Source organism: Rhodoplanes sp., from assembly GCF_013377085.1.
Lineage (GTDB): Bacteria > Pseudomonadota > Alphaproteobacteria > Rhizobiales > Xanthobacteraceae > Rhodoplanes.
In genome coordinates this window covers 72303-97843 of record NZ_JACAAX010000021.1, presented here as the reverse complement: position 1 = coordinate 97843, position 25541 = coordinate 72303, and the positions used below count along the sequence as shown (strand labels likewise).

23 protein-coding genes and 1 pseudogene are annotated in these 25541 nt (G+C 69.6%); 6 read left to right on the top strand and 18 right to left on the bottom strand.

The window, feature by feature from the left end:
* Nucleotides 1-212 (top strand): annotated as a pseudogene (locus tag HXX10_RS16085) (acetyl-CoA C-acetyltransferase); the annotation flags it as partial.
* 243 nt (nt 213-455) lie between these two features.
* On the opposite strand, the gene HXX10_RS16080 reads toward HXX10_RS16085, so the two are convergent.
* Together HXX10_RS16080 and HXX10_RS16075 are read right to left on the bottom strand one after the other, a co-directional pair.
* A complete protein-coding gene (locus tag HXX10_RS16080) occupies nt 456-2561 on the bottom strand; it encodes a hydantoinase/oxoprolinase family protein (protein WP_296523769.1) in 2106 nt (701 codons plus the stop codon).
* 5 nt (nt 2562-2566) lie between these two features.
* Nucleotides 2567-4267: a hydantoinase B/oxoprolinase family protein gene (locus tag HXX10_RS16075; protein WP_296523768.1), complete on the bottom strand. Its 1701-nt coding sequence runs from the start codon at nt 4265-4267 to the stop codon at nt 2567-2569.
* Between the two features lie 255 nt (nt 4268-4522).
* Between HXX10_RS16075 and HXX10_RS16070 the strand changes: the two genes are divergently transcribed.
* Nucleotides 4523-5464 carry a LysR family transcriptional regulator gene (locus HXX10_RS16070; protein ID WP_296523767.1) on the top strand — a complete coding sequence of 314 codons (942 nt, stop codon included), beginning with the start codon at nt 4523-4525 and terminating at the stop codon, nt 5462-5464.
* Here HXX10_RS16070 and HXX10_RS16065 read toward each other — a convergent pair.
* The 6 genes from HXX10_RS16065 to HXX10_RS16040 all read right to left on the bottom strand — a co-directional run bounded on the left by HXX10_RS16065 (nt 5451) and on the right by HXX10_RS16040 (nt 10412).
* On the bottom strand, nt 5451-6194 hold the full coding sequence (locus HXX10_RS16065; RefSeq protein WP_296523766.1) for an amino acid ABC transporter ATP-binding protein: 744 nt from the start codon (nt 6192-6194) through the stop codon (nt 5451-5453). The genes HXX10_RS16070 and HXX10_RS16065 overlap by 14 nt on opposite strands.
* Before the next feature lie 8 nt (nt 6195-6202).
* Nucleotides 6203-6883, bottom strand: coding sequence for an amino acid ABC transporter permease (locus HXX10_RS16060; protein ID WP_296523765.1), 681 nt, complete (start codon nt 6881-6883; stop codon nt 6203-6205).
* Complete coding sequence (locus HXX10_RS16055) at nt 6876-7553, bottom strand: amino acid ABC transporter permease (RefSeq protein ID WP_296523764.1); 678 nt, start codon at nt 7551-7553, stop codon at nt 6876-6878. Before HXX10_RS16055 ends, HXX10_RS16060 begins: the two co-directional genes overlap by 8 nt.
* Before the next feature lie 202 nt (nt 7554-7755).
* Nucleotides 7756-8562, bottom strand: coding sequence for a transporter substrate-binding domain-containing protein (locus tag HXX10_RS16050; RefSeq protein WP_296523763.1), 807 nt, complete (start codon nt 8560-8562; stop codon nt 7756-7758).
* 27 nt (nt 8563-8589) lie between these two features.
* The gene (locus tag HXX10_RS16045) at nt 8590-9744 is read right to left on the bottom strand and encodes an aminotransferase class I/II-fold pyridoxal phosphate-dependent enzyme (protein ID WP_296523762.1); all 1155 of its coding nucleotides are present in this window, start codon (nt 9742-9744) and stop codon (nt 8590-8592) included.
* Nucleotides 9741-10412 (bottom strand): TetR/AcrR family transcriptional regulator, encoded by a 672-nt coding sequence (locus tag HXX10_RS16040; protein WP_296523761.1) that lies wholly within the window; start codon nt 10410-10412, stop codon nt 9741-9743. Before HXX10_RS16040 ends, HXX10_RS16045 begins: the two co-directional genes overlap by 4 nt.
* Nucleotides 10413-10689: 277 nt before the next feature.
* Between HXX10_RS16040 and HXX10_RS16035 the strand changes: the two genes are divergently transcribed.
* The gene (locus HXX10_RS16035; protein ID WP_296523760.1) at nt 10690-11679 is read left to right on the top strand and encodes a tripartite tricarboxylate transporter substrate binding protein; all 990 of its coding nucleotides are present in this window, start codon (nt 10690-10692) and stop codon (nt 11677-11679) included.
* Between the two features lie 219 nt (nt 11680-11898).
* Entirely contained in the window at nt 11899-12315 is a 417-nt protein-coding gene (locus HXX10_RS16030; RefSeq protein WP_296523759.1) for a hypothetical protein, read from the top strand.
* A 171-nt stretch (nt 12316-12486) separates the two neighbouring features.
* Here HXX10_RS16030 and cysN read toward each other — a convergent pair whose 3' ends face one another.
* The 10 genes from cysN to HXX10_RS15980 all read right to left on the bottom strand — a co-directional run bounded on the left by cysN (nt 12487) and on the right by HXX10_RS15980 (nt 22453).
* Nucleotides 12487-14445, bottom strand: a complete 1959-nt coding sequence (gene cysN / locus HXX10_RS16025; RefSeq protein ID WP_296523758.1) for a sulfate adenylyltransferase subunit CysN — start codon at nt 14443-14445, stop codon at nt 12487-12489.
* Nucleotides 14445-15449 (bottom strand): sulfate adenylyltransferase subunit CysD, encoded by a 1005-nt coding sequence (cysD, locus tag HXX10_RS16020; RefSeq protein WP_296523757.1) that lies wholly within the window; start codon nt 15447-15449, stop codon nt 14445-14447. The genes cysN and cysD overlap by 1 nt, the downstream gene beginning before the upstream one ends.
* Nucleotides 15450-15457: 8 nt before the next feature.
* Nucleotides 15458-15976: a DUF934 domain-containing protein gene (locus HXX10_RS16015; protein WP_296523756.1), complete on the bottom strand. Its 519-nt coding sequence runs from the start codon at nt 15974-15976 to the stop codon at nt 15458-15460.
* 1 nt (nt 15977) lies between these two features.
* Entirely contained in the window at nt 15978-16682 is a 705-nt protein-coding gene (locus HXX10_RS16010) for a phosphoadenylyl-sulfate reductase (protein ID WP_296523755.1), read from the bottom strand.
* Between the two features lie 148 nt (nt 16683-16830).
* Entirely contained in the window at nt 16831-18492 is a 1662-nt protein-coding gene (locus HXX10_RS16005; protein WP_296523754.1) for a nitrite/sulfite reductase, read from the bottom strand.
* Between the two features lie 14 nt (nt 18493-18506).
* Complete coding sequence (locus HXX10_RS16000) at nt 18507-18848, bottom strand: DUF2849 domain-containing protein (RefSeq protein WP_296523753.1); 342 nt, start codon at nt 18846-18848, stop codon at nt 18507-18509.
* A gap of 8 nt (nt 18849-18856) precedes the next feature.
* Nucleotides 18857-20287 carry a siroheme synthase CysG gene (gene cysG, locus HXX10_RS15995; protein WP_296523752.1) on the bottom strand — a complete coding sequence of 477 codons (1431 nt, stop codon included), beginning with the start codon at nt 20285-20287 and terminating at the stop codon, nt 18857-18859.
* Nucleotides 20288-20315: 28 nt separating this feature from the next.
* Nucleotides 20316-20474 carry a hypothetical protein gene (locus HXX10_RS15990; protein WP_296523751.1) on the bottom strand — a complete coding sequence of 53 codons (159 nt, stop codon included), beginning with the start codon at nt 20472-20474 and terminating at the stop codon, nt 20316-20318.
* Nucleotides 20475-20730: 256 nt separating this feature from the next.
* Complete coding sequence (locus HXX10_RS15985) at nt 20731-21645, bottom strand: glycine reductase (RefSeq protein ID WP_296523750.1); 915 nt, start codon at nt 21643-21645, stop codon at nt 20731-20733.
* Between the two features lie 4 nt (nt 21646-21649).
* Nucleotides 21650-22453 (bottom strand): helix-turn-helix transcriptional regulator, encoded by an 804-nt coding sequence (locus HXX10_RS15980; RefSeq protein WP_296523749.1) that lies wholly within the window; start codon nt 22451-22453, stop codon nt 21650-21652.
* A gap of 386 nt (nt 22454-22839) precedes the next feature.
* Here HXX10_RS15980 and HXX10_RS15975 point away from each other — a divergent pair, with 386 nt between their 5' ends.
* Together HXX10_RS15975 and HXX10_RS15970 are read left to right on the top strand one after the other, a co-directional pair.
* The gene (locus HXX10_RS15975; RefSeq protein ID WP_296523748.1) at nt 22840-24204 is read left to right on the top strand and encodes an MFS transporter; all 1365 of its coding nucleotides are present in this window, start codon (nt 22840-22842) and stop codon (nt 24202-24204) included.
* 66 nt (nt 24205-24270) lie between these two features.
* The gene (locus tag HXX10_RS15970; protein WP_296523747.1) at nt 24271-25488 is read left to right on the top strand and encodes a mandelate racemase/muconate lactonizing enzyme family protein; all 1218 of its coding nucleotides are present in this window, start codon (nt 24271-24273) and stop codon (nt 25486-25488) included.
* The last annotated feature ends 53 nt before the right edge of the window (nt 25489-25541 follow it).

Below are 25541 nucleotides of genomic sequence, written 5' to 3'. Positions count from 1 at the left end.
CCGTGGCGGTCGGCCGCGAGATGGGCTTCGACCCGGCCAAGCTCAACGTCAACGGCGGCGCCATCGCGCTCGGCCACCCGATCGGCGCCTCCGGGGCGCGCGTCCTCGTCACGCTGCTCTACGAGATGAAGCGCCGCAGCGCCCGGAGGGGCCTCGCCACGCTGTGCATCGGCGGCGGCATGGGCATCGCCATGTGCGTCGAGCGCGCCTAACGGCACGCCGGGCGGGCCTTTAGCATCCGCCCGACGCGGAGTTGCGCGCCAACCAGGTAACCGCGCCGCGACGGCGCTTCAGTGTGTGGAATTAGGGTGATCGTGTCGAAGAACTCGAAGCGATACTTACTCGAAATCAGGTGGTAGCAAGACTGCGCTGGTTCGAATCCGGCCAGGGCACCACGCCCGATCGATCTGTGGCGACGGCGGCGGCCCCGCCCCGCCCCGCCCCGTCCCGCTCGCTCACCCGAGCTCGATCACGAGGTTGAGGAAGTCGTCGACCCGCACCGTGCTGCCGGGGCCGATGCAGCAGGTCGATTCCCGCTCCTCCACCAGGGCCGGGCCGTCGAAGGTGGTGCCGGGCTGCAGGGCGTAGCGGTCGTAGACGGCGCAGGGCAGGGCGCCGATCCCCTCGAACACCACGTCCCGCGTCCCGCGTCGCGCCGCCGCGACGGTCTTCATGGTCGGCTTGCCCGCCGGCGCCGCCTTGCCCATGCGGATGTCCTGTCCGGGCGCGACGCAGGCGAGCCGCCAGCTCAGGCACTCGATCGGCGCCTCCTCGACGGCGCGGCCGAACCGCTCGCGATAGGCCGAGAAGAACGCCTCGCGGATCGCCGGCAGATCGTCGTCGCCGAGTTCGGTCGACGGCAGCGGCACCGGGATCTCGAAGCCCTGCCCGACATGGCGCATCTCGGCGGTCGGCCGCATCGTGATGGCGGCCGGGTCGGCGCCGGCATCACGCAGCAGGCGGGTGCCCTGCTCGGCCATGGTGGCGAACAGCGCGTTGACGTGCGCCCAGTCGAGCCGCTCGAGCCGGGCGACATAGCTGCGCACCATGTCGGTGGCCGGCGGCGCCACCAGGAAGCCCAGCGCCGAGGCGACGCCGGCGCCGAGCGGCACCACCAGGCGGCGCATCTTCAACAGGCGCGCCAGATTGAAGGCATGCACCGGCCCGGCGCCGCCGAAGGCGATCAGCGTGTAGCGGCGCGGATCGCGGCCCTTCTCGGCGAGGTGAATGCGGGTGGCCGACGCCATCGTCTCGTCGACGATGCGCTGCACCCCGAGCGCCGCGTCGAGGCCGGCGAGGCCGAGCTCGCGGGCGACGCCGGTCTCGAAGGCGTCGCGCACGCGCGCCACGTCGAGCGGCATCTCGCCGCCCAAAAAGTATTCGGGATCGAGACGGCCCAGCACCAGGTCGGCATCCGTCACGGTCGGCTCGGTGCCGCCGAGCCCGTAGCAGACCGGCCCGGGCTTGCTGCCCGCGCTGCGCGGCCCGACCTTCATCAGGCCCGACGCGTCGTCGGCGCGGGCGATCGAGCCGCCGCCGGCGCCGATCTCGATCATGTCCACGACCGACACCTTCAGGGGCAGGCCCGAGCCCTTGACGAAGCGGCGCACGCGGCCGGCCTCGAAATCGAACTTGTGGTCGGGTGCGCCGTCCTCGACCAGGCACATCTTGGCCGTGGTGCCGCCCATGTCGAAGGAGACGACCCGGTCGAGGCCGGCATGGCGGGCGATGAACGAGGCCGCCATGGCGCCCGCCGCCGGGCCGGACTCGATCAGCCGGATCGGGAACTCGCGCGCCTCCTTGACCGAGGCGATGCCGCCGCCCGACAGCATCACGTACAGCCGGCCGGTGAAGCCGATGGCCGCGAGCCGCGCCTCCAGCCGGTCGAGATAGCGGCGCATCAGCGGCTGCACATAGGCGTTGGCGCAGGCCGTGCTGGTGCGCTCGAATTCGCGGATCTCCGGCGCGACGCGCGACGAGAGGGTCAGCGGAAGATCGGGAAAGACGACCCGGATGATCTCGGCGGCGCGCTCCTCGTGCGCCGGATTGCGGTAGGCGTGCAGGAACGAGATCGCGATCGCCTCGGCGCCGTCCCGCTCGACGAGCTCGCGCGTCGTGTTGATGACGGCCAGCTCGTCGAGCGGCACCAGGACCTCGCCGTCGACGTCGATGCGCTCGCGGATCTCGCGGCGGCGATGGCGCGGCACCAGGGTCGGGGGCGCCTCGAGAAACAGGTCGTAGAGGTCGTAGCGAGTCTCCCGCCCGACCTCGATGACGTCGCGGAACCCTTCCGTCGTGATCAGGCCGACGACAGCGCCGGTCCGCTCGATCACGGTGTTGGTGACGAGCGTCGTGCCGTTGACGATGCTGTGCAGGTCGGCCGGCGTCAGGCCGGTCTCCGCCAGCATCCGCTTGATGCCGTTGATGATGGCGACGCTCGGATCGTCCGGCGTGGTGAGCAGCTTGCCGGTGTGGACGAGGTCGCGGCGGGCGTCGTGCAGCACGAGGTCCGTGAAGGTGCCGCCGACGTCGACGCCGATGCGGGTGGTGCGCTCGCTCATGGCTTTCACTCCGCCCCGTAGTCGGTGCGTGCGGCTTCGTCGGTGACGTAGCCGTCGCGCAGATCGCTCGCCAGCGCGGCCGGGTCGCGTGTCTTCGGATCGCCGTAGCCGCCGCCGCCCGCATAGATCATGTGCAGCCGCGTGCCCGGTGGAATCGTGGTGCGCGATTTCGGATGCGGCATCGTGCCGTCGGCGAACCGGATCACCGAGGGCGCACCGGGCGCGCCGCCCTGCACGCCGAGCGGGGGATGATCGCGGCGGTCCGACAGGAGCGACAGGCGCACCGGCGCCGACGAACGCACCTCGATCACGGCCTCCTGGCCGAGGCCGCCGCGGAACTTCCCGGCGCCGCCCGAATCCGGGCGGAGCTGCTTGCGCCACACGACCAGTGGCGACGCGCTCTCCAGCGCCTCTATGCTGCCGGCGCCGACATTGGTCGGGAACGACGTGGTGGTGAGGCCGTCGCAGTGCGGTGCCGCGCCCATGCCGCCGGTGGCGAACAGCACTTGGCTGAAGCGGTCGCCGTTGCGGTCGATGCCGCTGAAGATGGCGCGCATCGACGGTGCCGCGCCCGACTGTGCGATGACACGCTCCGGAACGACCTCGGCGAGCGCCGCATAGATGGCGTCGGCGAGCAGATGCCCGGTGAGCTGGCGGGCACCGACCGGCGCCGGGAAGCGCGGATTGAGGATCGAGCCCTCCGGCGCCGACACCGAGATGGGCCAGTACGACCCCTCGTTGCGCGGCGTGAAGGGGTCGAGCGCGCATTTCACCGGGTACACCGAATAGGCGTGCGTGTAGTTGAGCACGCAGTTGATGCCGCGGTCGATCTGCGGCGAGGTGCCGGCATAATCGATATGCATGGTCTCGCCCGCGACCGTGACGGCGCAGGCGATGCGGGTGATCTGGTCGTCGAAGCCGTCCGCCTCGAGCACCGAACGATAGGTGCCGTCCGGAACCGCAGCGATCGCCCGGCGCATGGCGGCCTCCGCCTTGGCGTGCACGGCGTCGGCGAGGCCGGTGAGGTCGTCGAGGCCGACATCGTCCAGAAACTCCTCGACCCGACGGACGCTGACGTCGTTGGCCGTCACCTGCGCCTCGAGGTCGCCGAGCACCTGGCGGGGTACCCGCACATTGGCGAGCAGCACCTCGAGCAGCTCCTCGTTGCGTCGGCCTTCGCGCAGATAGCGAGCCGGTGGGATGCGGATGCCCTCCTCGAACAGCTCGCGGCAATCGGCCGACCACAGCGCGCCGCCGACGTCCGGCGAGTGGGCGATGCAGCCGGCGAAGCCGACCAGCTTCTCGCGCTTGAAGATCGGGCTGACGAAGGTGAAGTCCGGCAGATGGCCGGTGGCGAGCCAGGGATCGTTGGTGAAGACGCAGTCGCCGGGCCGCCAGGTTTCGGCCGGAAAGCGCCGCAGGAAGGCCTTGGTGGTGCGCGGCAGGATGCAGGAGAACGAGGCGATGCCGCCGGTGTTCTCCGAGATCGAGTTGCCGGCCAGATCCATCAGCACGGTGCCGTAGTCGTTCGACTCCCGCACGATGGTCGAGAAGGCGGTGCGCACCAGGCCCGCGGCCGCCTCGTCGGCGATCGACACCAGGCGGCTCCAGTAGATCTCCAGCGAGATCGGATCGAAGGCGTCGCGGTTTTCGCGCGCCTTCGCGGCACGGGGCGGGGCTGGAGCCTGGGCCTTCTTGGGGGGCATGGCGCGGCGTCTCCGGAGGTCTCGATAAGATGGCGGCAAAACCGTAGGAGACAGATCCATCAGCGTCCAATATGATTTGCGACGGTATTGAGAGGATAGACGACTGATAGCACATTCGGAATCCCGACTCGTCATGGCCGCGCTCGTCGCGGCCATCCACGTGTTGAAAGCCTTTCCGAAGGAAATTCTTGGATGGCCGGGACAAGCCCGGCCATGACCAGGGGGTGAGTGGGCGAATATGAAGGTCGGTCCGATATGATGGAGCTCCGGCATCTGCGCTATTTCGTGGCCCTGGCCGAGGAGCTGCATTTCGGCCGCGCGGCGCGGCGCATCGGCATCTCGCAGCCGCCGCTCAGCCAGCAGATCCGGCTGCTCGAGGCGGATCTCGGCGTCCGGCTGTTCGAGCGCACCAACCGGCGCGTCGAGCTGACCGCGGCGGGCGGCGTGTTCCTGGTCGAGGCGCGGGCGACCTTGGCGCAGGCCGAGCGTGCGGCCGCGATGGCGGGGCGGGCCGAGCGCGGCGAGGTCGGCGAGCTCAGGATCGGCTTCGCCTCCTCGGGCGCCCTCAACGCGCCGTTCACCCGCACCATCCGGGCATTCCGCAAGGCGGTGCCGGGCGTCCGCCTGGTGCTGGAGGAGCAGGTGACGGCGAACCAGATCGAGGCGCTGATCGAGCGGCGGCTGCAGATCGGCTTCATCCGCAGTCCGGTCGCGCCCGATCTGCCGGAGGGGCTGGTCGCGGTCGAGCTGTGCCGCGAGCCGCTTCTCGCCTTCCTGCGCGCCGACCACCCGCTCGCGGTGGCCCATCGCGGCCGCGCCGTGCCGCTCGCCGCGCTCGCCGACGAGCCCTTCGTGTTCTTTCCGTCCGGAGCCGGAACCAGCCTCTACGACCAGGTGATGGCGCTGTGCCGCAAGGCGGGGTTCCGGCCGCGGGTCGAGCAGGAGGCGCGGGCGAACGCCACCATTCTGGGCCTGGTGGCGGCGGGCCTCGGCGTGTCGATCCTGCCGGCCTCGCTCGCCGGCTTCGCGGTCGCCTCGGTGGTCGGCCTGCGGCTGTCGCCGGCCGGGACGCCGACGGCGCTGTGGCTGGTGCACCGTCGAGACGATCCGGCGCCCGCGGCCGCGGCTTTCGTGGCGCTCGCCAGCGCCCAGCGGCCGTCGCCGCCGTCGCGGCGCAAGGCCGTCAGTGGGCGATGATCTTCGACAGGAAGACGCGGGCCCGCTCGGTCACGGGCGCGCCGAAGAAGGCCTCGCTCGGGCGGTCCTCGACGATCCGGCCCTCGTCCATGAAGACCACGCGGTTGGCCACCTTGCGGGCGAAGCCCATCTCGTGGGTGACGACCACCATGGTCATGCCGTCGCGGGCCAGGCCCGTCATCACGTCCAAGACCTCGTTGATCATCTCCGGATCGAGGGCCGAGGTCGGCTCGTCGAACAGCATGGCGATCGGATCCAGCGCCAGCGCGCGGGCGATGGCGACGCGCTGCTGCTGGCCACCGGAGAGATCGGCCGGATAGGCCTCGGCGCGGTCGGCGAGGCCTACACGCGCCAGAAGATCGAGGCTGCGGGCGCGCGCCTCGGCCCGCGGCCGCTTGAGCGCATGGACCTGCGCCAGCATCACGTTCCGCAGCGCCGTCATGTGCGGATAGAGCTCGAAGCTCTGGAACACCATGCCGATGCGCGAACGCAGCCGCGGCAGATCGGTGGTGCGCGCTCCGACCTCCTCGCCGTCGAAGCGCACCGAGCCCGACTGGTAGGGCTCGAGTCCGTTGATGCACTTGATCAGCGTGCTCTTGCCGGAGCCGGACGGGCCGCAGACGACGACGATCTCGCCGCGCGCGACCGTCAGGCTGCAGTCGCGCAGTACCGGCGTCGTGCCGTACTGCTTGCACACGCGGTCGAGCACGATCAGCGGGGTTTCGGACATGACATGACTCAGGTTCTGACCGACAGCCGCGCATAGAGCAGCCGGCCGACCAGCGACAGGGTGGAACAGAGGACCAGATAGGTGAGGGCGACGGTCGCCAGGATGACGACGGGCTGGAACTCGCGCGCATTGACGAGGAGCGCGCTGCCGGTCAGCTCGCGCACGCCGATCACCGAGGCGACCGAGGTGAACTTGAACAGCCGCACATACTGGCTGAACACCGGCGGGATGATCCGCCGCAGCGCCTGCGGCAGCACGATCAGGCGGAACACCTGGACGGTGGAGAGGCCGGTCGCCAGCCCGGCGCGGGCGAGGCCCGGCGGCACCGAGCGCAATCCGCTGCGGACGTCCTCGGCCAGGTAGGCGGCGATGAACAGCACGAAGCCGAGCGCGGCGGCGTTCACGGCCGAGGTCCGGTAGCCGAGCAGCGCGGGAATCGCGAAGTAGCAGATGAACAGCACCACCAGCAGCGGCGTGCCGCGGACGATCTCGACATAGAGGGCGGCGAGGGGAGAGAGCACCGGCACGCGGGCATACCGGATCACGCCGACCAGCAGGCCGAGCAGGGTTCCGCCGACGATGCCGATCGCGGCGAGGCGCACCGTCATGGCGAGGCCGGCGAGCAGGAAGGGCAGATTCTGCCGGATCACCTCGGGCAGAAGCGCTTCGGGGAGCAACGCTTCAAGCATCGGCGATCCTCCCGACCGAGGGGGCGTCGCGCAGTCCGGGGATGCGGTCGATGGCGAAGCTCACCAGGAGCACCAGCGCGAGATAGAGCACCGCGATGGTGATATAGACCTCGAAGGTGCGGAACGTCTGCCCCTCGATCGCGCCGGCCTGGTAGCTCAGCTCGGCGACGGCGATCACGGAGGCGAGTGAGGAATCCTTGATGAGCTGCGAGGCGAGGCTCGCCAGCGACGGCGCGATGATGCGCAGCGCCTGCGGATAGACGACCAGCAGCAGCGCCTGCCAGGGCCGCAGGCCCGAGGCGGCGGCCGCCCTGGCCTGGCCGCGCGGAACGGCGCCGATGCCGGAGCGCACCAGCTCGGCCACATAGGCGCTCGAGTAGAGCGTGAGGCCGAGCACCGCGCAGGCGAACGGCGGCAGCCTGAGGAAGGCCAGCGCCATGTACCACACATACATGTGGATCAGCAGCGGGACGTTGCGCATGCCCTCGACATAGAGGCCGGCGGCCGTGCGCGCCGCCCTGGAGCCGGAGGCCCCGAGCGTGCCGATCAGCATGCCGATGATCAACGTCGGCACCAGCGAGGCGACCGACAGCGCGACCGTGACCAGGAGCCCGTCGAAGATCAGATCCCGGTGCTGCCAGACCTGCGACCAGTCGAACTGATAATGCATGCGAAATCCGCTCCCCCGGTGCTGCGCCTAGAGCGTTGTTCGCGGCGCTCGACCCACCCTCCGTTCATTCCCGCGAAAGCGGGAATCCAGGCGCCACACGTCGAGCGGCTCCTGGGTCCCCGCCTTCGCGGGGACGAGCGGACATCGGGTTCGATTCATCGCCACTGAACCATGCTCCGGGACGTGTTCAGGGCTGGATCTTTCAGGGCCAGGTCTCGATCGCGATCCGCGGCTCCTCGCCGAACCATTTCAGATAAAGCGTGCGGTACTCGCCCGAGGTCCACAGGTCCTGCAGCGTCTCGTTGATCACGTCGCGCAGGCCCGAGTCGCCCTGGCGCACGCCGATGCCGAACGGCTCGACGCTGAACAGGTCGCCGACGATCTTGAAGGCCCGGTTGCTCTTGGCGAAGCCCTGGAGGATGTTGAGGCTTCCGGTCAGCGCATCGACGCGGCCCTGGGCGAGCGCCAGCCAGGCGCTGTTGTAGTCCTTGAAGCCGGAGATCTTCGCCTTGGGCGCCATCGCCGCGATGGTCTTCTCCAGCGTCGTGCCCTGCTGGACTGCGACGGCGCGGTCGCCGAGATCGCCGACCGAGGTCACGGGGCTCGCGGCCGGCACCAGCAGCGACTGGCCGCCGGTGTAATAGGTGATCGAGAAGTCGATGGTGCGGTCGCGCTCGCGCGTGTGCGTCATCGACGCCGCGACCAGGTCGACATTGCCGCTGACCAGCATCGGGATGCGGGTCGTCGAGGTGACGCTGACCAGCTCGATCGGCACGCCGATCTTCTCAGCGACCTTGGTGACGAGATCGATGTCGAAGCCGACCGGATTGTTGCTCTGGTCGAGAAAGCCGAACGGCGGCGTGTCGAATTTCACGCCGGCCAGGAGCTTGCCGCGGCTCTTGATCGCCGCGACGGTGTTGGGGGCCGGCTGGGCGGCGCCCGGATCGGGCATCAGGACGGCGAGCACCGCGGCGCAGAGGCAACCGAGGAGCAGCGAACGTTTGGTCATGGCGGTCCTCTCGTGCGTGTTCATGGGTCAGGCGGCCTTCGGCAGGCCGAGGCGCGCGATGCGGTCGAGCGCCTCGTCGAGGTCGGCATCCGAGCAGGTGACGGACAGGCGCAGATGGCCGGCCCCCATGCCGCCGAAGGACGAGCCCGGCATCGCCGCGACGTCGATCGTGTCGAGCCAGTGGCGTGCCACCTCGGTGTCGGGAGCATCGACCGCGGGGAACAGATAGAAGGCCGCATCCGGCACCGTGCAGGCGATGCCCGGAATGGCGTCGAGCCGCGCCGCGGCCCGCTCCAGGCGCGCCCGGAACAGCGCCCGATAGGTCGGCGCCAGCTCGTCGTACAGAGAAAGCGCCTCGACGCCGGCGGCCTGGACGAAGCCCGGCAGACAGTAGATCGAGTGCTGGATGAACTTCAGCACCGGCTTGGCGAGGCCGGGCGGCAGCGCCAGATAACCGAGCCGCCAGCCCGTCATGCCGAAGGTCTTGGACAGGCTGTCGACGACGAAGACGCGGTCGCGCACCGCCGCGATGCTCTGCATGCGGTGGAACGGTCCGTCATGGACGAGATCGCCATAGACCTGGTCGAAGACGATCCAGAAATCGTGGCGGCGGGCGAGGTCGGCGACCATCTCGAGCTCGGCTTGCGGGATCACCCGACCGGTCGGGTTGGCGGGCGAGTTGAGGATGATGGCTTTTGTGCGCGGCGTCACGGCGGCGGCGATCTTGTCGGGGTCGATGCGGTCGAGCATGTCGAGCCGCACCGGCGTGCCGCCACATAGGCGCACGCACGGCTCGTAGCTCACCCAGCCCGGCACCGGCACCAAGACCTCGTCGCCGGGCTCGACCTGCGCCATCAAGGAGGTGAGCAGCGCGAATTTTCCGCCCGGCGTGATGATGATGTCGGCCGGATCGTAGGTTGCGCCCGACAGCCGTGCCTCGCGCGCCGCCACGGCCTCGCGCAGCGCCGCGGTGCCGGCCGGCGGTCCGTAATGGGTGTCGCCGTCGCGCAGCGCGCGCTCGGCCGCGGCGACGATGCGGGCGTCCGTGGTGATGTTCGGATCGCCGCTCGACAGGCCGATCACTCGGCGTCCGGCGGCGCGCGCGGCGCGCACCTTCTCGGTCATCTCGACGGTGGCGGAGGGCTTCAGCCCGAGCACGCGGTCGGCCAGCTTCAGGGTCATGACAGGACGGTTCCGAGGATGAGAGCGTGGTGGTCGGCGGGAGGAGCGCGGAATCCGGCCGCCGTGAAGGCGACCAGCTCGGCCAGCGCCGCGTCCGCGTCGGCGGGATCGCAGGCCCCCTCCGACAGGATCTGGATGCGGCCGGGATCGGCGAGCGTGAAGTACTGGGCGCCGAGCAGGAAGTGGAACCGCCAGTAGACGCCGCGTGCCGGCAGGTGATCGAGCTCCTTCATCAGGGCGCCGATGAAGGTGCCGCTGACGTGATTGAAGTGCTTCGAGATGAGGCCCTTCGACAGGGTCGCGTGCTCGTGCGCCAGGATGGCCCGAAGCCGCATGAAGCGCCGCGCCCCCACGTCGCCGTTCGGCAGCACCAGCGAGGGGCGCAGATACGCCTCGAGGATCTGCTCGAGCATCGGCGGCCGTTCGGGGCCGGGGCGACAGGCCTCGAGCAGCCTGAACCGCGCGTTGTTGATGGCGGCCGAGCGCTTGGCGAAGATCTGCTTGAGCAGCGCCTCCTTCGATCCGAAATGATAGTGGATCGCGGCGATGTTGACGCCGCAGGCGCGCGTGATCGAGCGCACCGAGACGGCGCGGTATCCCGATTCCGCGAACATCGCCTCGGCGAGGTCGAGGATCTTGTCCGGGGTCGTGGGGGCGCGATCGCTCATCCGAAACGTTTCAAACACTCGTTTGAAAGATTGGTTAGCCAACTTCCGGCGCGAGGTCAATACGGCACGACAGATCGCTGGGAGCATAGAGAAAAGTCCTGTGCTGCAGGAATATTTTGCAGTTGCACACAGTATGTGCAGCGCAAAATCGCTGTCTAATATTGGCGCATAACCTCCGGCATGATATTAAACGACTGTTTGAAAGTGATGTGGTCGGCGCGTGGGCCACGGCCTGCTCGCGCTCGGTTCGGCTGCCTGCCCCCGAAGGAGAAGCCTCATGCATGCCCTGTCTCGCCGCTCTGTCCTGTCCTCGCTCGGGGCCGTCGCAGCCGTGGCGGCCGGGGGCCGGCCGGCGGCGGCGCAGCCCTATCCGTCGCGACCGATCAAGATGATCGTGCCGTGGCCGCCGGGTGGCGTGACGGACGTGACCGGGCGGATTCTGGCGCAGCGTCTCGGCGTCGAGCTGGGTCAGGCGGTGGTCGTCGAGAACCGGCCCGGCGCGGCCGGAACCATCGGGCACGCGGTGGCGGCCCAGGCGGAGCCGGACGGCTACACGCTGCTGCTGGCGACCAACAGCACCTATGCGATGGCGCCGCATCTGTTCGAGCGCCTCGCTTATGACAGTGCCAAGGCCTTCGATCCGATCGGCCTGGTGATCCGCAGCCCGCAGGTCTTCTGCGCGCATCCGGATGTACCGGCCAAGACGTTCGCGGATTTCCTGCCCTATGTGCGGGCGCGGCAGCCCGATGGCGTGCTGTTCGAGTCCTCGGGTCCGGGAAGCTCCAGCCATCTCGCCACCGAGCTGTTGATGGCGATGGCGAGCTTCCGGATGCTGCACGTCCCCTACAGGGGCGGCGGGCCGGCCGTGCAGGCGCTGGTCTCCGGCGAGGTCAGTGTCGGGTTCGTCGATGCCGTGGTGGCGTTGCCGATCGCCGAGGGCGGAAAGATCAGGATGCTCGGCGTCAGCACGGCCGAGCGGCTTCCCTTGGCACCGAATGTGCCGACCATCGCCGAGTCGGGGGTGCCGGGGTTCGAGTCGTCCACCGATGTCGCCCTGATGGTGCCGGCCGGCACCTCGGCCGCGGTCGTCCAACAGGTCAGTGCGGCGCTGCTGTCGACCCTGAAGGACTCTCATGTCCGCGATCTGCTGACCAAGCAGGGCGCGATCATCGCGGGCGGCTCGCCTGCGCAGTTCGCCACCTATGTGACGCGAGAGTCGGACAAGTGGGGCGGCATCATCCGGGCCCGCGGGATCAAGACGCAGTAATTTCCGCTTCGAGCTCCGCCGCCGCCGCCGTCTGTTCCGGCAAGCCGAGTGCTGCGCGTGCGTCAAGTCGGGCGCTGCGATCACGCGCGGCAGCCGACGAGCTCGTCGTGCTCCAGCATCGCGAACGCTCGGTCGACATCTTTCGGGGCACGTCCGGGCGCCGTCGAGCCGTCATCCGAGCCCTTGACGCTTGCATGAGGTGGATGTTCTCCGAACCCGATGCGGACGACCACCGTGTTCTCCTGCGGGGCCGAAAAGAACGACGTCCTTCGCCTTGAGCGTGCGGGTCTCGCGGCGCAGTCTCGCCGCATGGCGACGACACGGCTTTCCCCTGCGGTTCTTCCCGGTCTTGCGGCCCGCGTGGCGGCGACCGTGCGTGCGCTCTTGGCGCGCGATGCCGAGGAGGGCGTCTTTCTGGTGACGCTCGGTGGCCGCGTTCACGGCGTCCTGCGGCGCGGGCAGGGCGGCTGGCGGCTCGGTTGGCTCGACTGCGCCGACCCGCGCCTCGCCGCGATCGGCGACGTGGTCGCGGGCGATGTCGCGGAGGTGCCCGAGGCACTCGAAGCAGTGCTCCGCCGTCGTCTCGACGATGGCGACGAGACCAGCCTGCGCGTCACGCCCGTGCTGGCGTTCTGATCAGATCCGCGACGACGGCGATTCCTTCACCCGCTGCTGTTGACACCAGCCTCGTCATGCCCGCGCTCGTCGCGGGCATCCACGTCTTCCGAGCTCGGTCGAAACAAACACGTGGATGGCCGGGACACGCCCGGCCATGACGACGAAGAGCTCCTTGCCAGAGTCACGGTCTCACAACTGCGCGCTGTCGAGCGGGTCTGGCTCGACGTTGCGGATGCGCGCCAGGATCGCCTCGACGAGCCGCTCGGCCGCCTGCGCGGGGGCGAGCTCGTCGGTCGTCAGCACCAGCGACGGCGACAGCGGCGGTTCGTAGGGCTGGTCGCGGCCGGTGAAATTGACGATGCGGCCCTGCTCGGCCTTGGCATAGAGGCCCTTGGGGTCGCGGGTCCGGCAGGTCTCCGGGCTCGCATGGACCAGCACCTCCATGAAGCGGTCGGACGGGAACAGCGCCGCGGCCCGGTCGCGATCGGCCCGGAACGGCGACACCAGCGCCACCAGCACGATCAGGCCGGCGTCGGTCATCAGCCGCGCCACCTCGCCGACCCGGCGGACGTTCTCGGCCCGCGACGGCGCGTCGAAGCCGAGATCGGCATTGAGACCCTGCCGGACATTGTCGCCGTCGAGCAGCATGGTGTGATGGCCGAGCGCGACCAGGCGGCGCTCCGCCAGGCTCGCGATGGTCGACTTGCCGGAGCCCGGCATGCCGGTGAGCCACACGGCGAGCGGCCGCTGGCCCTTCAGCCAGGCCCGCACCGGCGGATCGACGTCGCTGGCTTGGGCATGCACGTCGCGCGCCGCGTCGAGTCCGGCGATCACCAGGCCGGCCGCGCTGGTCGCCTGCGTCGCCCGGTCGATCAGGATGAAGGCGCCGGTGGCGCGGTTCTGCGCATAGGGATCGAAGGCGACCGGCACGGCGGTCTCGACATGGACGCGGCCGATGGCGTTGAGGGCGAGCCGGTCGGCCGGCACGCGGTCGAGACTGGCGAGATCGAGCCGGTCGGCGATGCGCGTCACCGTGGCCGGCACCGTGGCGGTGCCGATCTTCAGGAGATAGCGGGAGCCGGCCTCGACCTCCTCGTCGGTCATCCACACGAGATCGGCCGAGAAGCGGCGCGACACGACGGCGCGCTCGCGCGGCGGCACCAGCACGTCGCCGCGGCCGGCGTCGATCTCGTCGGCGAAGGTCAGCGTCACGGCCTGGCCGGCGACGGCCTCGGGCAGGTCGCGGTCCATGGTGACGATGCGGGCGACCGTCGTCATGCGCCCGGAGGCGGCGGCGACGACGGTGTCGCCGACGGCGACGCGGCCGCTCGCCAGCGTGCCGGCGGCGCCGCGAAAATCGGCGTGCGGGCGGCTCACCCACTGCACCGGGAAGCGGAACGGGCTGTCGACCTCGTCGGCGACGTCGATCGTCTCCAGATGGTCGAGCAGGGTCGGCCCGCCGTACCACGGCGTGTTCGGGCTGGCGGCCGCGATGTTGTCGCCGCGGCGCGCTGACAGCGGGATCGCCATGACGGAGCGGAAGGCGAGCGGGGCGGAAAAGTCGCGGAACGCTGCCGTCACCTCGCCGAAGCGCTCGTGCGACCAGCCGACCAGATCCATCTTGTTGACGGCCAGCACGACGTGGCGGATGCCGAGCAGCGACACGATGGCGGCATGCCGGCGGGTCTGCTCCAGGAGGCCCTTGCGGGCGTCGACCAGCAGGATCGCCAGCTCGGAGGTCGAGGCGCCGGTCGCCATGTTGCGGGTGTACTGCTCGTGGCCGGGCGTGTCGGCGACGATGAAGGCGCGCTTCGGCGTCGAGAAGAACCGGTAGGCGACGTCGATGGTGATGCCCTGCTCGCGCTCGGCCTCCAGCCCGTCGAGCAGCAGCGCGAGGTCGACCTCCTCGCCGGTGGTGCCGAAGCGCCGGCTCTCGCGCGTCACCGCGGCGAGCTGGTCGTCGAGCACGCCCTGGGTCTCGTGCAGCAGGCGGCCGATCAGCGTCGACTTGCCGTCGTCGACCGAGCCGCAAGCGAGCAGGCGCAGCGCTCCGCGCGCCCGCACGGGCAGCAGGGAGACGGCGGCAGGCGGCGCGAGCAGGGCCGGGGCAGCGGCCGCCGGCGTGGCGGAGAGCAGAGCGGTCGGCATCAGAAATAGCCCTCGCGCTTCTTGGCTTCCATCGAGGCCTGGACGGCGCCGTCGACCAGGCGCCCGTTGCGCTCGGAGACGCGCGACGTGACGATCTCGGTGATGATGCCGTCGAGATCGGTCGCCTGCGACTCGACCGCGCCGGTGAGAGGCCAGCAGCCGAGGGTGCGGAACCGCACCATTCGGCGCTCCATCACCTCGGCCGGCCGCCAGCGCATCCGCTCGTCGTCGACCACCAGCAGATTGTCGTCACGCACCAGCACGCTGCGCTCGGCGGCGAGATAGAGCGGCACGATCGGGATGGCCTCGGCGCGGATGTAGTCCCACACGTCGAGCTCGGTCCAGTTGGACAGCGGGAACACGCGCATCGAGTCGCCGGGCGCGATGCGCGTATTGAACAGCCGCCACAGCTCGGGACGCTGGTTGCGCGGGTCCCAGACATGGCCGCGGCGGTGCGAGAAGATCCGTTCCTTGGCGCGCGCCTTCTCCTCGTCGCGCCGCGCGCCGCCGAAGGCGGCGTCGAAGCCGTGCTGTTCGAGTGCGCTCTTGAGCGCCTCGGTGAGCATCAGGCGGGAGTACTCGCCCGTCTCGGTGTCGAACGGGTTGACGCCGGCGCGCGCCGCCTCGGCGTTGGTGTGGACCAGGAGATCGAGTCCGTAGGTCGCCGCCATGCGGTCGCGATGCGTGATCACGTCGCGAAAATCCCAGCCGGTCGCGATGTGCAGGCAGGGGAAGGGCGGCCGGCCGGGGAAGAACGCCTTTCGGGCGATGTGGAGCATCACCGAAGAATCTTTGCCGACCGAGTAGAGCATCACCGGATTGCGGAACTCGGCCGCCACCTCGCGCATGATGAAGATCGCCTCGGCCTCCAGGCGGGCGAGATGCGGCGACAGGCGCGGCTCCGCAGCCTGCTCCGGCGCGGCGTCCGGGGCAGGCACTGCCGGCGCGACCGCCGCTGGCAGGCGTTCGACGGGCCGTTCGACGAGGCTTTCGGCGGCACGCATGGGCGACCTCAGGAGAGCGCGGCGGAGACCCGGCGCCAGGGGCGCGGTCCGGGCCGGGTTTCGGACGCCTCGGCGGAGGCGGGCTGGTAATGGTGACGCACCGCGACGATGTTGTTCTGGCGCAATGCCGCGATCGTCCCGGGGTGCGTCACCTCGAGCGCATCGAAACCGGCGCGCAGCATCAGCGCGACCTGGTCGCGCAGCACGTCGCCGGTGGCCCGCACCTCGCCGGCAAAGCCGTGGCGGTCGCGCAGCAGACGGGCGAGCGAGTAGGGCCGCCCGTCGGAGTATTTTGGAAACCTGATCGCGACGAGGGCGAGGTTGGGGAGATCGTCGACGAGGCCGTCGAGTGTGTCGCCTGCCACCAGCACCACGCCGACCGGGGCGGTGCGATCGCGCAACGCATCGCGCTCGGCGAGGAAACGCGCCTTGGTCAGGGCGACCGCGCCGGCGGCGGGCAGCGGCGCGTTGTCGGGCGGAAAGGACCAGGCGTCCGTCACGAAGGTGCCGTTGCGATAGAGCGCCATGTCACGATCCCTTCGGTACGGCGGCGGGCCGGTGGATGCCACATTCGGTCTTGGCGGAACCGCGCCAGCGGCCGGCGCGCGGGTTTTCGCTCGGGGCCACCGGGGAGGTGCAGGGCCAGCAGCCGATCGACGGAAAGCCGAGCGCGGCGAGCGGATGCTCGGGCAGGTCGTGGGCGCGCCGGTAGGTGGCGACGTGCTCGTCGGTCCACGCCGCGAGCGGATTGATCTTCACCCGCGTGCCGTCCCACTCGGCGGCCGGGAGGTCGGCGCGGGTCTCCGCCTGGGTCCGCCGCCGGCCGGTGATCCAGGCGTCGAAGGGCGACAGTGCGTCGTCGAGCGGCGTCACCTTGCGGAACGCGCAGCAGGCGTCCGGGTCGGTCTCGGCCAGCGTCGCGGCCGGATCGTGACGCGCCACCGCCTCGGCGCCCGGGCCGACGGTCTGTACGTTGGAGAGACGGAGATGCGTGATCAGCCGGTCGCGATAGGCCAGCGTCTCCGGAAACAGCCGCAGCGTGTCGACGAACAGTACCGGCGCCGCCTTGTCGACGGCCGCCACCATGTGCAGCAGCACGGCGGAGTCGGCCCCGAAGGACGACACCAACGCGATGTGTCCGGCGAAGCGTGCCAGGGATTCGCGCACGATGTCGGGCGCATCGGCATTGGCCCACGCAACCGCGCGTTCCTCGGCAGCGCTGCTGCCCCCCACCCCCGACCCCTCCCCGCCACGCGCTTCGCGCGCGGGAGGAGGGGAGTCGAGGCGCTGTGGCTCCCCTCCTCCCATTCGCGTCAGCGAATGGTGGGGAGGGGGCGGGGGTGGGGGGAAGAGCGCTTCCCCGACCTCGGGTCTCGGAGAGTCATCCCGCTGCGGCATAGAGCGCCTCCCGGAACGGCGCTTCGCCGACGCGGCGATAGGCGGCGAGAAAATTCTCCTGCGGCGAGGTGCGCAGGCCCAGATAGGTGTCGATCACGGTCTCGACCGCGTCGACGATCTCGCCCGACGAGAAGCCGCGGCCGACGATCTCGCCGATCGTGCAGATCTCGTCGCCCGAGCCGCCGAGCGTGATCTGATAGAACTCCTCGCCTCTTCGCTCGAGGCCCAGAATTCCAATATGGCCGACGTGATGATGGCCGCAGGCATTGATGCAGCCGGAGATCTTGATCTTCAGGTCGCCGATGTCGTGCTGGCGGTCGAGATCGGCGAAGCGCTCGGTGAGGCGCTCGGCGATCGGGATCGAGCGCGCGGTGGCGAGCGCGCAGTAGTCGAGCCCCGGGCAGGAGATAATGTCGGTGACGAGCCCGGCGTTCGGGGTCGCCAAGCCGGCGTTGCGCAGCGCCGCGAACACGGCCGGCACGTCGTCGAGCCGCACATGCGGCAGCACCAGGTTCTGCTCGTGGCTGACCCGGATCTCGTCGAACGAATAGTGCGCCGCGATGTCGGCGACCGCGTCCATCTGGGCGGCCGTAGCATCGCCCGGCGGCGTACCGACGGGCTTCAGCGACACCGTGACGATGCCGTAGCCCGTCGCCTTGTGCGGATGCAGGTTGCGCGACGCGAAGCGGGCGAAGTCCGGATCGTTCGCCACGGCGCGGTCGAGCACGTCGGAGCGCCCCGGCAGCGAGGCGAAGGCGGGCGAGGCGAAATAGGCCCCGATGCGGTCGACCTCGTCGGCCGGCAGGGTCAGCGTCTTGCCCTTCAGCGCGGCGAACTCCGCCTCGACGGCCTGCGCGAACGCCTGCTCGCCCGTCTCGTGCACCAGGATCTTGATGCGCGCCTTGTACTTGTTGTCGCGCCGGCCCTCGAGATTGTAGACGCGCAGCACCGCCTCGCAGTAGGCGAGCAGATCCTCCTCCGGCAGGAAATCGCGGATCTGCTTCGCCACCATCGGGGTGCGGCCCTGGCCGCCGCCGACAAAAACGGCGAAGCCGAGCGCGCCCGTCTCGTCGCGCTTCACCTGCAGGCCGATGTCGTGGGTTTGAATCGCGGCGCGGTCGTGCGCCGCGCCCGTCACGGCGAGCTTGAACTTGCGCGGCAGGAACGTGAACTCGGGATGCAGCGACGACCACTGCCGCAGGATCTCGGCATAGGGACGCGGGTCCGCCACCTCGTCGGCGGCGGCGCCGGCGAAATGATCGGCCGTGACGTTGCGGATGCAGTTGCCCGAGGTCTGGATCGCGTGCATCTCGACGCTCGCCAGCTTGTCGAGAATGTCCGGCACCTCCCTCAGCGCGATCCAGTTGAACTGCAGGTTCTGCCGCGTCGTGAAGTGGCCGTAGCCCTTGTCGTGGTCGCGGGCGATCGACGCCAGCAGGCGGAGCTGGCGCGACGACAGCGTGCCGTACGGAATGGCGATGCGCAGCATGTAGGCGTGGAGCTGCAGATAGACGCCGTTCATCAGCCGCAGCGGCTTGAACTGGTCCTCGGTCAGCTCGCCCGAGAGGCGCCGCGCCACCTGGTCGCGGAACTCGGCGACGCGCTCCTGCACGAAGGTTTGGTCGAACTCGTCGTAGCGATACATCAGGGGCCCGTCTGTCAGAGGCCGGACGCGGGCGGGGCGCCGCGCGGCGAGGAATCCTGCGGCAGCGCGATGGTCGGGCCGCTGGTGCGGATCAGCTCGCGCAACAGCAGAGGCCGCACGAAGGCGCCCTCGCGCACCACGTCGATGACGGCGACGTCGACCACCAGATTGCCGGGCCCCTGGTCGGCCTGCGCCCGCGCCAGCAGCGCGTCCGCCGCCTCCGGCGAGGTCGCGATCTCGGCGCGGGCGATGTCGCCCGACCAGCCTCCGTCGGCTCCGCGAAACACCACCGTGCCAGTCGCGAGATCGTTGGCGGTGGCGACCACCGGCTGGAACCTCTTCGGGCGCTTCGACATGACGGACCTCAGGCGGCGGCGGAAACGGCGTTGGGGGTAGCGGCACGGTACGGCGCGGCGCGGGACAAATCGCCATGCGCCACCGCCGGGCCGATCAGGATCAGCACCGGGCCGTCGACGTCGCTGCGTGCGGCGAGCGCCGGCAGTTCGGCGAGCGCCCCGGCGAAGACGCGCTGGTCGAGCCGTCCGGCATTTTCTATCGCGGCGGTGGGTGTCGCCGGTGCGAGGCCGGCCTCCATCAGTCGCGTCGCGACACGGTCGGCGACGCTGCGGCCCATATGGATTGCCACCGTGCCGCCGCCGGCGGCGATCGCGGCAAAACCTTCCGGCTCGGTGTCGCCGGCGGCGTGACCGGAGGCGAACACCAGATGCGAGGCGACGCCGCGCAGCGTCAGCGGGATCTTGGCGTCGGCCGCCGCGGCGAGCGTCGACGTCACGCCGGGCACCACCTCGTGCTCGATGCCCGCCTCGCGCAGCGCGATCATCTCCTCGCCGGCGCGGCCGAACACCAGCGGATCGCCGGCCTTCAGCCGCACCACCTGGCGCCCCTCGCGGCCGAGCCGCACCAAGAGCGCGTCGATCTCGCTCTGCGGCACCGAATGGCAGCCCTTGCGCTTGCCGACCGAAATGCGCTCGGCATCGCGCCGCCCCATGGCGACGACGGCGTCCGGCACCAGCGCGTCGTGGACGATCACGTCGGCGGCGAGCAGCAGGCGGTGCGCCCGCAATGTGAGCAGATCCTCGACGCCCGGCCCGGCCCCGACTAAAAAGACCTTTCCGGCCGGCGCCGTCGCGGCGCTTTCCTCGTTCAGTGTCTTGAGGGCGATCACCCGGGCCCGCTCGTCCTCGCCGGCGAGCGCCGCCGTGGCCGCCCGCCCGGCGAACAGCTTTGTCCAGAAGCGCCGGCGGGCGGCGTTGTCGGGCAGGTGCTCGAGCACGGTCTCGCGAAGGCTTTCGGCGAGCACGCCGAGCCGGCCAAAGCCGGGCGGCAGCAGCGCCTCGATTTTTGCGCGGACGATCTGCGCCAGCACGGGCGCCGCGCCGTCGGTGGCGATGGCGATCGAGATCGGCGCGCGATCGACGATCGCAGGCGTGGCGAAGTCGCACAGATGGGGGCGGTCGACGACGTTGACGGGCACGCCATGCGCCCGCACGACTGCCGCCAGCGTCGCGTCGCGCATCTCGTCCCCGGTGGCGACGAAGGCGAGGGCGGCGGCGTGCAGCAGGTCCGTGGTCGGCTCGCCGAGCCTGATGTCGATGCCGTGTTGTTCCGCGAAGCGCACCAGCGCCGCCTCCGGCGCGTCGGCGCACAGCACCGGCCGGGCCTGCGTGCGCGCCAGCAGGCGCAACTTCTGCAGCGCCGCCTCGCCATCGCCGATCACCAGCACGGTCTTGTCGGCGACGTCGTAGGAAACCGGGAAGTAACGCAGGCGCGGCATGGCGAGGCTTTCGTGCGGCGTTGTCAGGTCAGGTCGGGCCGAGCGCAAAGCTGTGCGCCGACCGGCGGGCGTCCTCGATTCGTGACGCATCGCTGCGCGCCAGCAGGGTTGTGCCGAGCACCACCGCGAAGGCGAGTGCCAGCGCGACGATGTCGCGAACGCGTCTGAGGCTCTCTCGGTCGGTCATGGCGGGCTCCGTCGCGGCAAACACTCGTCGCCCCCGGCCCAAAATCTCGTCTGGGCCAGGACCTTCGAGCTGATAAGGCGGGACTCGCCGGAGCGAACTCAAGACCTCGCCGGAAAAGACGACATTCGGGTCGTCGACCGTGCCGGGACAGGGATTTCCTTCTCCCGCGGCGCACAAGAGAGAACACTATTCCCGTTCCTTGCAAAGTGAGGATGGCCCGAAATCGGGCACTCCGGGTCCGGCGTCGCCAGGGCCGTCAGCGGCCGTCCAGCGTGACGGTCCGCAGATCTTTCGCCGTGATGCGCGCCGCCTCTGCCTCGGCGCGCAGCCGGGCGAGCTCTGCCGGGGCGAGGAGGTCCGGGTTGGCGTAGTCGGCTTTCCACGACGCGTCGTCGCTCCAGGAGAGTGGCGAGCGCACGGTGGTGCGGGGCGCCGTGGCGGTCGCCAGCAGGTCGAGGGCGAGGTCGAGCGTCAGGCGCTGCGACTCCGGATCGTGCGGGCGGCCGGCGGCATTGCCGAGCGGAAAGTCGCTGAACAGGAAGCGCGGCACGCCGCAGTATGTGACGATGTCGCGGGCGCAGCCCATCACCACGGTGGGGATGCCGTTCTCCTCCAGCAGGCGTGCGGCGAGCGACAGGCTCTGGTGGCAGACCGGACAGTTGGCGACCAGGACGGCGGCGTCGGTGCGATCGGCGAAACAGCGCTCGAACAGCTCGGCCGCGTCCACCTCGACGGTGTGGCGATGGCTGCGGTTGGTCGGAAAACCGTGGAAGCGCGGCGCCAGCTTCAGCCGCCCCTCGGCCGCAGCGCGGCGCAGCAGCGGCAGCGGGAACCAAGTGCCGGAATCCTCCATGCTGGTGTGCCGGCGGTCGATGCCGACATGGGCGATGCGGACGTCGTGGTCGATGGCGGTGTCGCCCGAATAGACCGTGTAGAACTTCGCCGCTGCGTTGTAGGGCGCGCCCGGCCCCTGCGGGCCCTTGTCGGGCTGGTAGGGCGCCGCCGTGGTCACCAGGGTGACGCGGGACTTCTCCAGCGGCTGCATCAGCGGCGTGAACGGAACGTCGTCGTGATGCGCCCAGACATAGGGCGTGTCGTAGCCGAGCGCCAAGTAGTAGGCGCGGGTCCGCGCCATGTAGGGGATCGGGGTATCGCCGTCGGCGTCGTTCATCTGCTCACTGCGTCGCCCGGATCGTGCGTCGCCATTCCCGTGGCGCGCAACCCATCCGTTGCCGGAACATGTAGGTGAAGGCGGACGGCGTGCTGTAGCCGAGCTCCAGCGCGATCTCGGTGATGTTGTCGCTGGCGCCGAGCAGATCGATGGCGCGGAAGAAGCGCAGCCGGTTGCGCCACTCGCGCAGGCCGATCCCCACCTCGCGCTCGAACCGCCGATGGATGGTGCGCGGCGAGGCGCCGAGCTCGCGGCCCCAGGCCTCGACGTCGCGGGTGTCGGACGGGTTGTCGAACAGCTCCTGACACATCTTCAGCAGCATCGGGCTGTGCGGCCAGGGCAGATGGAAGCTCTCTGTCGGCAGCCGGGCGAGCTGATCGACGATCAGTCCCTCGACCCGTTGGGCGTAGTCGCTCCGCTCGCCGCGCGCTTCCAGCTCCGTCAGCTCGATGATCAGCGACCGCATCAGCGGCGTGACGGAGAAGACGATGCCGTTGCGCGGCAGCCGCGCGGCGACGCTGTCGTCGAGATAGAGGCTGCGGAACTCGACATCCTGCAGCGCACCGGTCATGTGCACGACACCGGTCGGCACCCAGAACGCCTGCTCCGGAGAGATCACGTACCAGGAGTTCTCGATCGCGGCGAACAGCGTGCCGGAGATGGCGTAGACGAACTGATTCCAAGGATGCGAGTGCCGCGGGAACAGATGCCGCTTCGGCAGGTGTTGCGAGCGCAGGAGAATAGGACGCGGCAGGGACTGGATGTCTGGAACGTGTTCCGGAATCCAATCGTCGGTTCGGATGGACATGGGACCGTCCACGAGATTGGCGGGTCGTCGATAGTTTTCGTCCTGATATCGAAGGCGCGCCCAGCGTTCAACGCTATTGTATACGTATCGCACTTACACGTACCGGCGCCCGATGCCTTCGCCCGCGCCACACGAGTAGGGATGTCGAGATGTAGACCGCTCTCTTGCGGCCGCCCCGTCGGCCGTTTCACGTCGTATCCGTACGAATGCTTAGAACCTGATCAGGTGCGTGCCCGCAGGATCTCCGGCGGGTTCGAAGGCTGACGTGCGCCGCCCTCGCGACCGGCACGGGCCTCCTCGGCCGGTGCCGTTTCGGAAAGCAGCAGATCCGCATGACCGACGATCGAACCGCCACTGGGCGACAGCGCAGCTCCCGAGCGACCACGATGATCTCGGCGACGATCAGGCGACGACGCACGCTGATCTTCGTCGTCATCGCCCTCACTTATGTGATCTCCTATTTCCATCGGGCTGCGCCGGTGGTTGTCGGGCCGGTGATCGCCGGCGAGTTGGGGCTGAGCCCGTCGCAGCTCGGCCTGATGTCGTCGATGTATTTCTGGGCCTATGCGTTGGCGGTATTCCCCTCCGGCCTGCTTTCCGATGGCTGGGGCGCCCGCAAGACCATCGCGGCCTTCGTTCTGCTCGCGGCTGTCGCGGGTTTCGCCTTCGCGTTCGCCGAAAGCACCGCCACCCTCGCGGTCAGCCGGTTCGTCATCGGGCTCGGCGTCAGCGTCGTCTACGTCGCGGCATTGCGGATCTTTGCCGACTGGTACAGCCCCAACGAGCTCGCCACCTATTCGGGCCTGCTGCTCGCTTTCGGCAATATCGGCGCGCTCTTGTCGACGGCACCGCTCGCCGCCGCGATCGCCATGGTCGGTTGGCGCGACGTGTTCACGATCGTCGCGGTGCTCACCGCGGTCGCCGCCGTCGTCTCCTATGCCGTGGTCGTCGACACGCCGGCCGAGCTGGAGCGGCGCAGGACACTGTCGCCCGATCCGGCGCCGATCCGCACGGGGCCGTCCGGGCTGGCGATGCTGCGCGACACGATCGTCGCCGTGCTGTCGGAGCGCCGGATCTATCTGCTCGGCGTGCTGGTGTTCTCCTTCTACGGCACCTTCATGGGCGTCGGCTCGCTGTGGGCCGGTCCGTACCTGCACGCCGTCTACGGCCTGTCCAAGCAGGAGGCCAGCCACATCCTGATGCTGTTCCCGCTCGGCATGACGATCGGCTGCCCGCTGGCCGGGTATCTGTCCGACAAGGTGTTCGGCTCGCGCCGGCCGGTGCTGCTCTACGGCGGCATCCTGCATCTGCTCGTCTACATCCCACTGGTGTTCTTCACCGGCGACATGAACGAATGGCTGCTCGGCGCCGTCTTTCTCTGGTATGGCCTGTCCGGTGGCGCCTTCGTGGTCTGCTTCGCCGCCGCCAAGGAGCTTTACGACTCGCGCTACGCCGGCGCGGCGGTCGGTGCCGTCACGATGTTCCTGCAGTGCGGCGGCGCCTTCTACCAGTACGTCATCGGCGTCGTCGTCGGCCAGCCGGCGCTGGTGGGGGCCGGCTCCGACGTCGTCGCGCTCTACTCGCGTGCCTTCGCGGCGCCCATGGTCGGCCTCGCGCTCGGCCTCGTCCTCTTCTCCCGCTTCCGCGAGAGCGGCTCGCTCGCGACCGCCCGGGCCGCCCCGTCGGGGCGTCCCGACGCCGCTGCAGTGCCGAGTCTCGTTCCCGTCTCCGGATCCCGATCGGATCGTTAACCGCACCGGCCTGCGCATGCCGGCCGGACATCGTCTTCAGAATTTGATCAAGAAGGAGCAAGTACCATGAAGATCGTCAGTGTCGACGTGATGCAGATGCCCAGCGGCAACGCCGGATCGTCGCGCGGTGACTGGTCGCCCGTGATCGTGCGGGTGAACACCGACGACGGGATCAGCGGCTACGGCGAGGTCGGGCTGGCCTACGGCAAGGGCTGGCGCGCCGGCTACGGCATGGTGCAGGACTTCGCCGAGGTGATCATCGGCGAGGATCCGCTCAACATCGAGAAGATCTGGGAGACGATCTTCCGCAAGACCTTCTGGGGCATGGGCGGCGGCACCGTGGTCAACGCCGCGATCAGCGGCATCGACATCGCGCTGTGGGATCTCAAGGGCAAGGCCTTCAACATGCCGGTCTGGCAGCTCATGGGCGGCAAGACCAACGACGACCTGCGGACCTATGCCAGCCAGCTCCAGTTCAACTGGGGCTCGAATCTGACCAAGCAGATGCTGATCACGCCGGAGGAATACGCCGAGGTGACGCGCGTCGCCATGGCGGACGGCTACGACTGCATCAAGGTCGACCCGATCATCTTCAGCGACCGGCCGGACGGCAAAGGCCCCTGGAAGATCACCGGCCCGCTGGAGAACCGGGTGATCAGGACAGTCTACGACCGCGTCGCGGCGATGCGCGAGGCCGGCGGACCGGACCTCGACATCATCCTCGAGCACCACGCCAACACCGACACGATCTCGGCGATCCAGATCGGCCAGGCGCTCGAGGACCTGCGCATCTTCTACTACGAGGAGCCCTGCCACCCGCTGAACTCGAAATCGATGCTGGAGATCAAGAACGCCGTGAAGATGCCGATCGCCGCCGGCGAGCGCATCTACACGCGCTGGGGCTATCGGCCGTTCTTCGAGGATCGCTCGATCCACGTCATCCAGCCGGATCTGTGCCTGTGCGGCGGCCTCACCGAGGCGAAGAAGATCTGCGACATGGCCAACACCTACGACTGCGCCGTGCAGATCCACGTCTGCGGCAGCCCGATCTCCAAGGCGGCGGCGCTGCAGATCGAGGCCGTGATCCCGAACTTCATCATCCACGAGCACCATCAGCGGGCGCTCAATCCCGAGGGCCGGGCGACCTGCCTGTACGACTACCAGCCGGTGAACGGCAAGTACAAGGTGCCGGATCTGCCCGGCATCGGCCAGGAGCCGACGCCCGAGACGATCGCCAGGTGCAACACCGTCACGGTCACGCGGTCGAAGAAATACATGAGCTGACCCCGCCACACGGGCGAGGATGCCAACACACGTCGTCCGCCGGTGCAGCCCAG

What these genes read in the sequence shown, in the direction of transcription:
- HXX10_RS15985 (WP_296523750.1), bottom strand. Translation starts at nt 21,645, where the DNA reads ATGAACGACGCCGACGGCGATACCCCGATCCCCTACATGGCGCGGACC.
- HXX10_RS15980 (WP_296523749.1), bottom strand. Translation starts at nt 22,453, where the DNA reads ATGTCCATCCGAACCGACGATTGGATTCCGGAACACGTTCCAGACATC.
- HXX10_RS16070 (WP_296523767.1), top strand. Translation starts at nt 4,523, where the DNA reads ATGATGGAGCTCCGGCATCTGCGCTATTTCGTGGCCCTGGCCGAGGAG.
- HXX10_RS16065 (WP_296523766.1), bottom strand. Translation starts at nt 6,194, where the DNA reads ATGTCCGAAACCCCGCTGATCGTGCTCGACCGCGTGTGCAAGCAGTAC.
- HXX10_RS16045 (WP_296523762.1), bottom strand. Translation starts at nt 9,744, where the DNA reads ATGACCCTGAAGCTGGCCGACCGCGTGCTCGGGCTGAAGCCCTCCGCC.
- HXX10_RS16050 (WP_296523763.1), bottom strand. Translation starts at nt 8,562, where the DNA reads ATGACCAAACGTTCGCTGCTCCTCGGTTGCCTCTGCGCCGCGGTGCTC.
- HXX10_RS16000 (WP_296523753.1), bottom strand. Translation starts at nt 18,848, where the DNA reads ATGTCGAAGCGCCCGAAGAGGTTCCAGCCGGTGGTCGCCACCGCCAAC.
- HXX10_RS16055 (WP_296523764.1), bottom strand. Translation starts at nt 7,553, where the DNA reads ATGCATTATCAGTTCGACTGGTCGCAGGTCTGGCAGCACCGGGATCTG.
- HXX10_RS16005 (WP_296523754.1), bottom strand. Translation starts at nt 18,492, where the DNA reads ATGTATCGCTACGACGAGTTCGACCAAACCTTCGTGCAGGAGCGCGTC.
- HXX10_RS15990 (WP_296523751.1), bottom strand. Translation starts at nt 20,474, where the DNA reads ATGACCGACCGAGAGAGCCTCAGACGCGTTCGCGACATCGTCGCGCTG.
- HXX10_RS16030 (WP_296523759.1), top strand. Translation starts at nt 11,899, where the DNA reads ATGCGGACGACCACCGTGTTCTCCTGCGGGGCCGAAAAGAACGACGTC.
- HXX10_RS16015 (WP_296523756.1), bottom strand. Translation starts at nt 15,976, where the DNA reads ATGGCGCTCTATCGCAACGGCACCTTCGTGACGGACGCCTGGTCCTTT.
- HXX10_RS16035 (WP_296523760.1), top strand. Translation starts at nt 10,690, where the DNA reads ATGCATGCCCTGTCTCGCCGCTCTGTCCTGTCCTCGCTCGGGGCCGTC.
- cysN (WP_296523758.1), bottom strand. Translation starts at nt 14,445, where the DNA reads ATGCCGACCGCTCTGCTCTCCGCCACGCCGGCGGCCGCTGCCCCGGCC.
- cysG (WP_296523752.1), bottom strand. Translation starts at nt 20,287, where the DNA reads ATGCCGCGCCTGCGTTACTTCCCGGTTTCCTACGACGTCGCCGACAAG.
- HXX10_RS16080 (WP_296523769.1), bottom strand. Translation starts at nt 2,561, where the DNA reads ATGAGCGAGCGCACCACCCGCATCGGCGTCGACGTCGGCGGCACCTTC.
- HXX10_RS16075 (WP_296523768.1), bottom strand. Translation starts at nt 4,267, where the DNA reads ATGCCCCCCAAGAAGGCCCAGGCTCCAGCCCCGCCCCGTGCCGCGAAG.
- HXX10_RS16040 (WP_296523761.1), bottom strand. Translation starts at nt 10,412, where the DNA reads ATGAGCGATCGCGCCCCCACGACCCCGGACAAGATCCTCGACCTCGCC.
- HXX10_RS16060 (WP_296523765.1), bottom strand. Translation starts at nt 6,883, where the DNA reads ATGCTTGAAGCGTTGCTCCCCGAAGCGCTTCTGCCCGAGGTGATCCGG.
- cysD (WP_296523757.1), bottom strand. Translation starts at nt 15,449, where the DNA reads ATGCGTGCCGCCGAAAGCCTCGTCGAACGGCCCGTCGAACGCCTGCCA.
- HXX10_RS15975 (WP_296523748.1), top strand. Translation starts at nt 22,840, where the DNA reads ATGATCTCGGCGACGATCAGGCGACGACGCACGCTGATCTTCGTCGTC.
- HXX10_RS15970 (WP_296523747.1), top strand. Translation starts at nt 24,271, where the DNA reads ATGAAGATCGTCAGTGTCGACGTGATGCAGATGCCCAGCGGCAACGCC.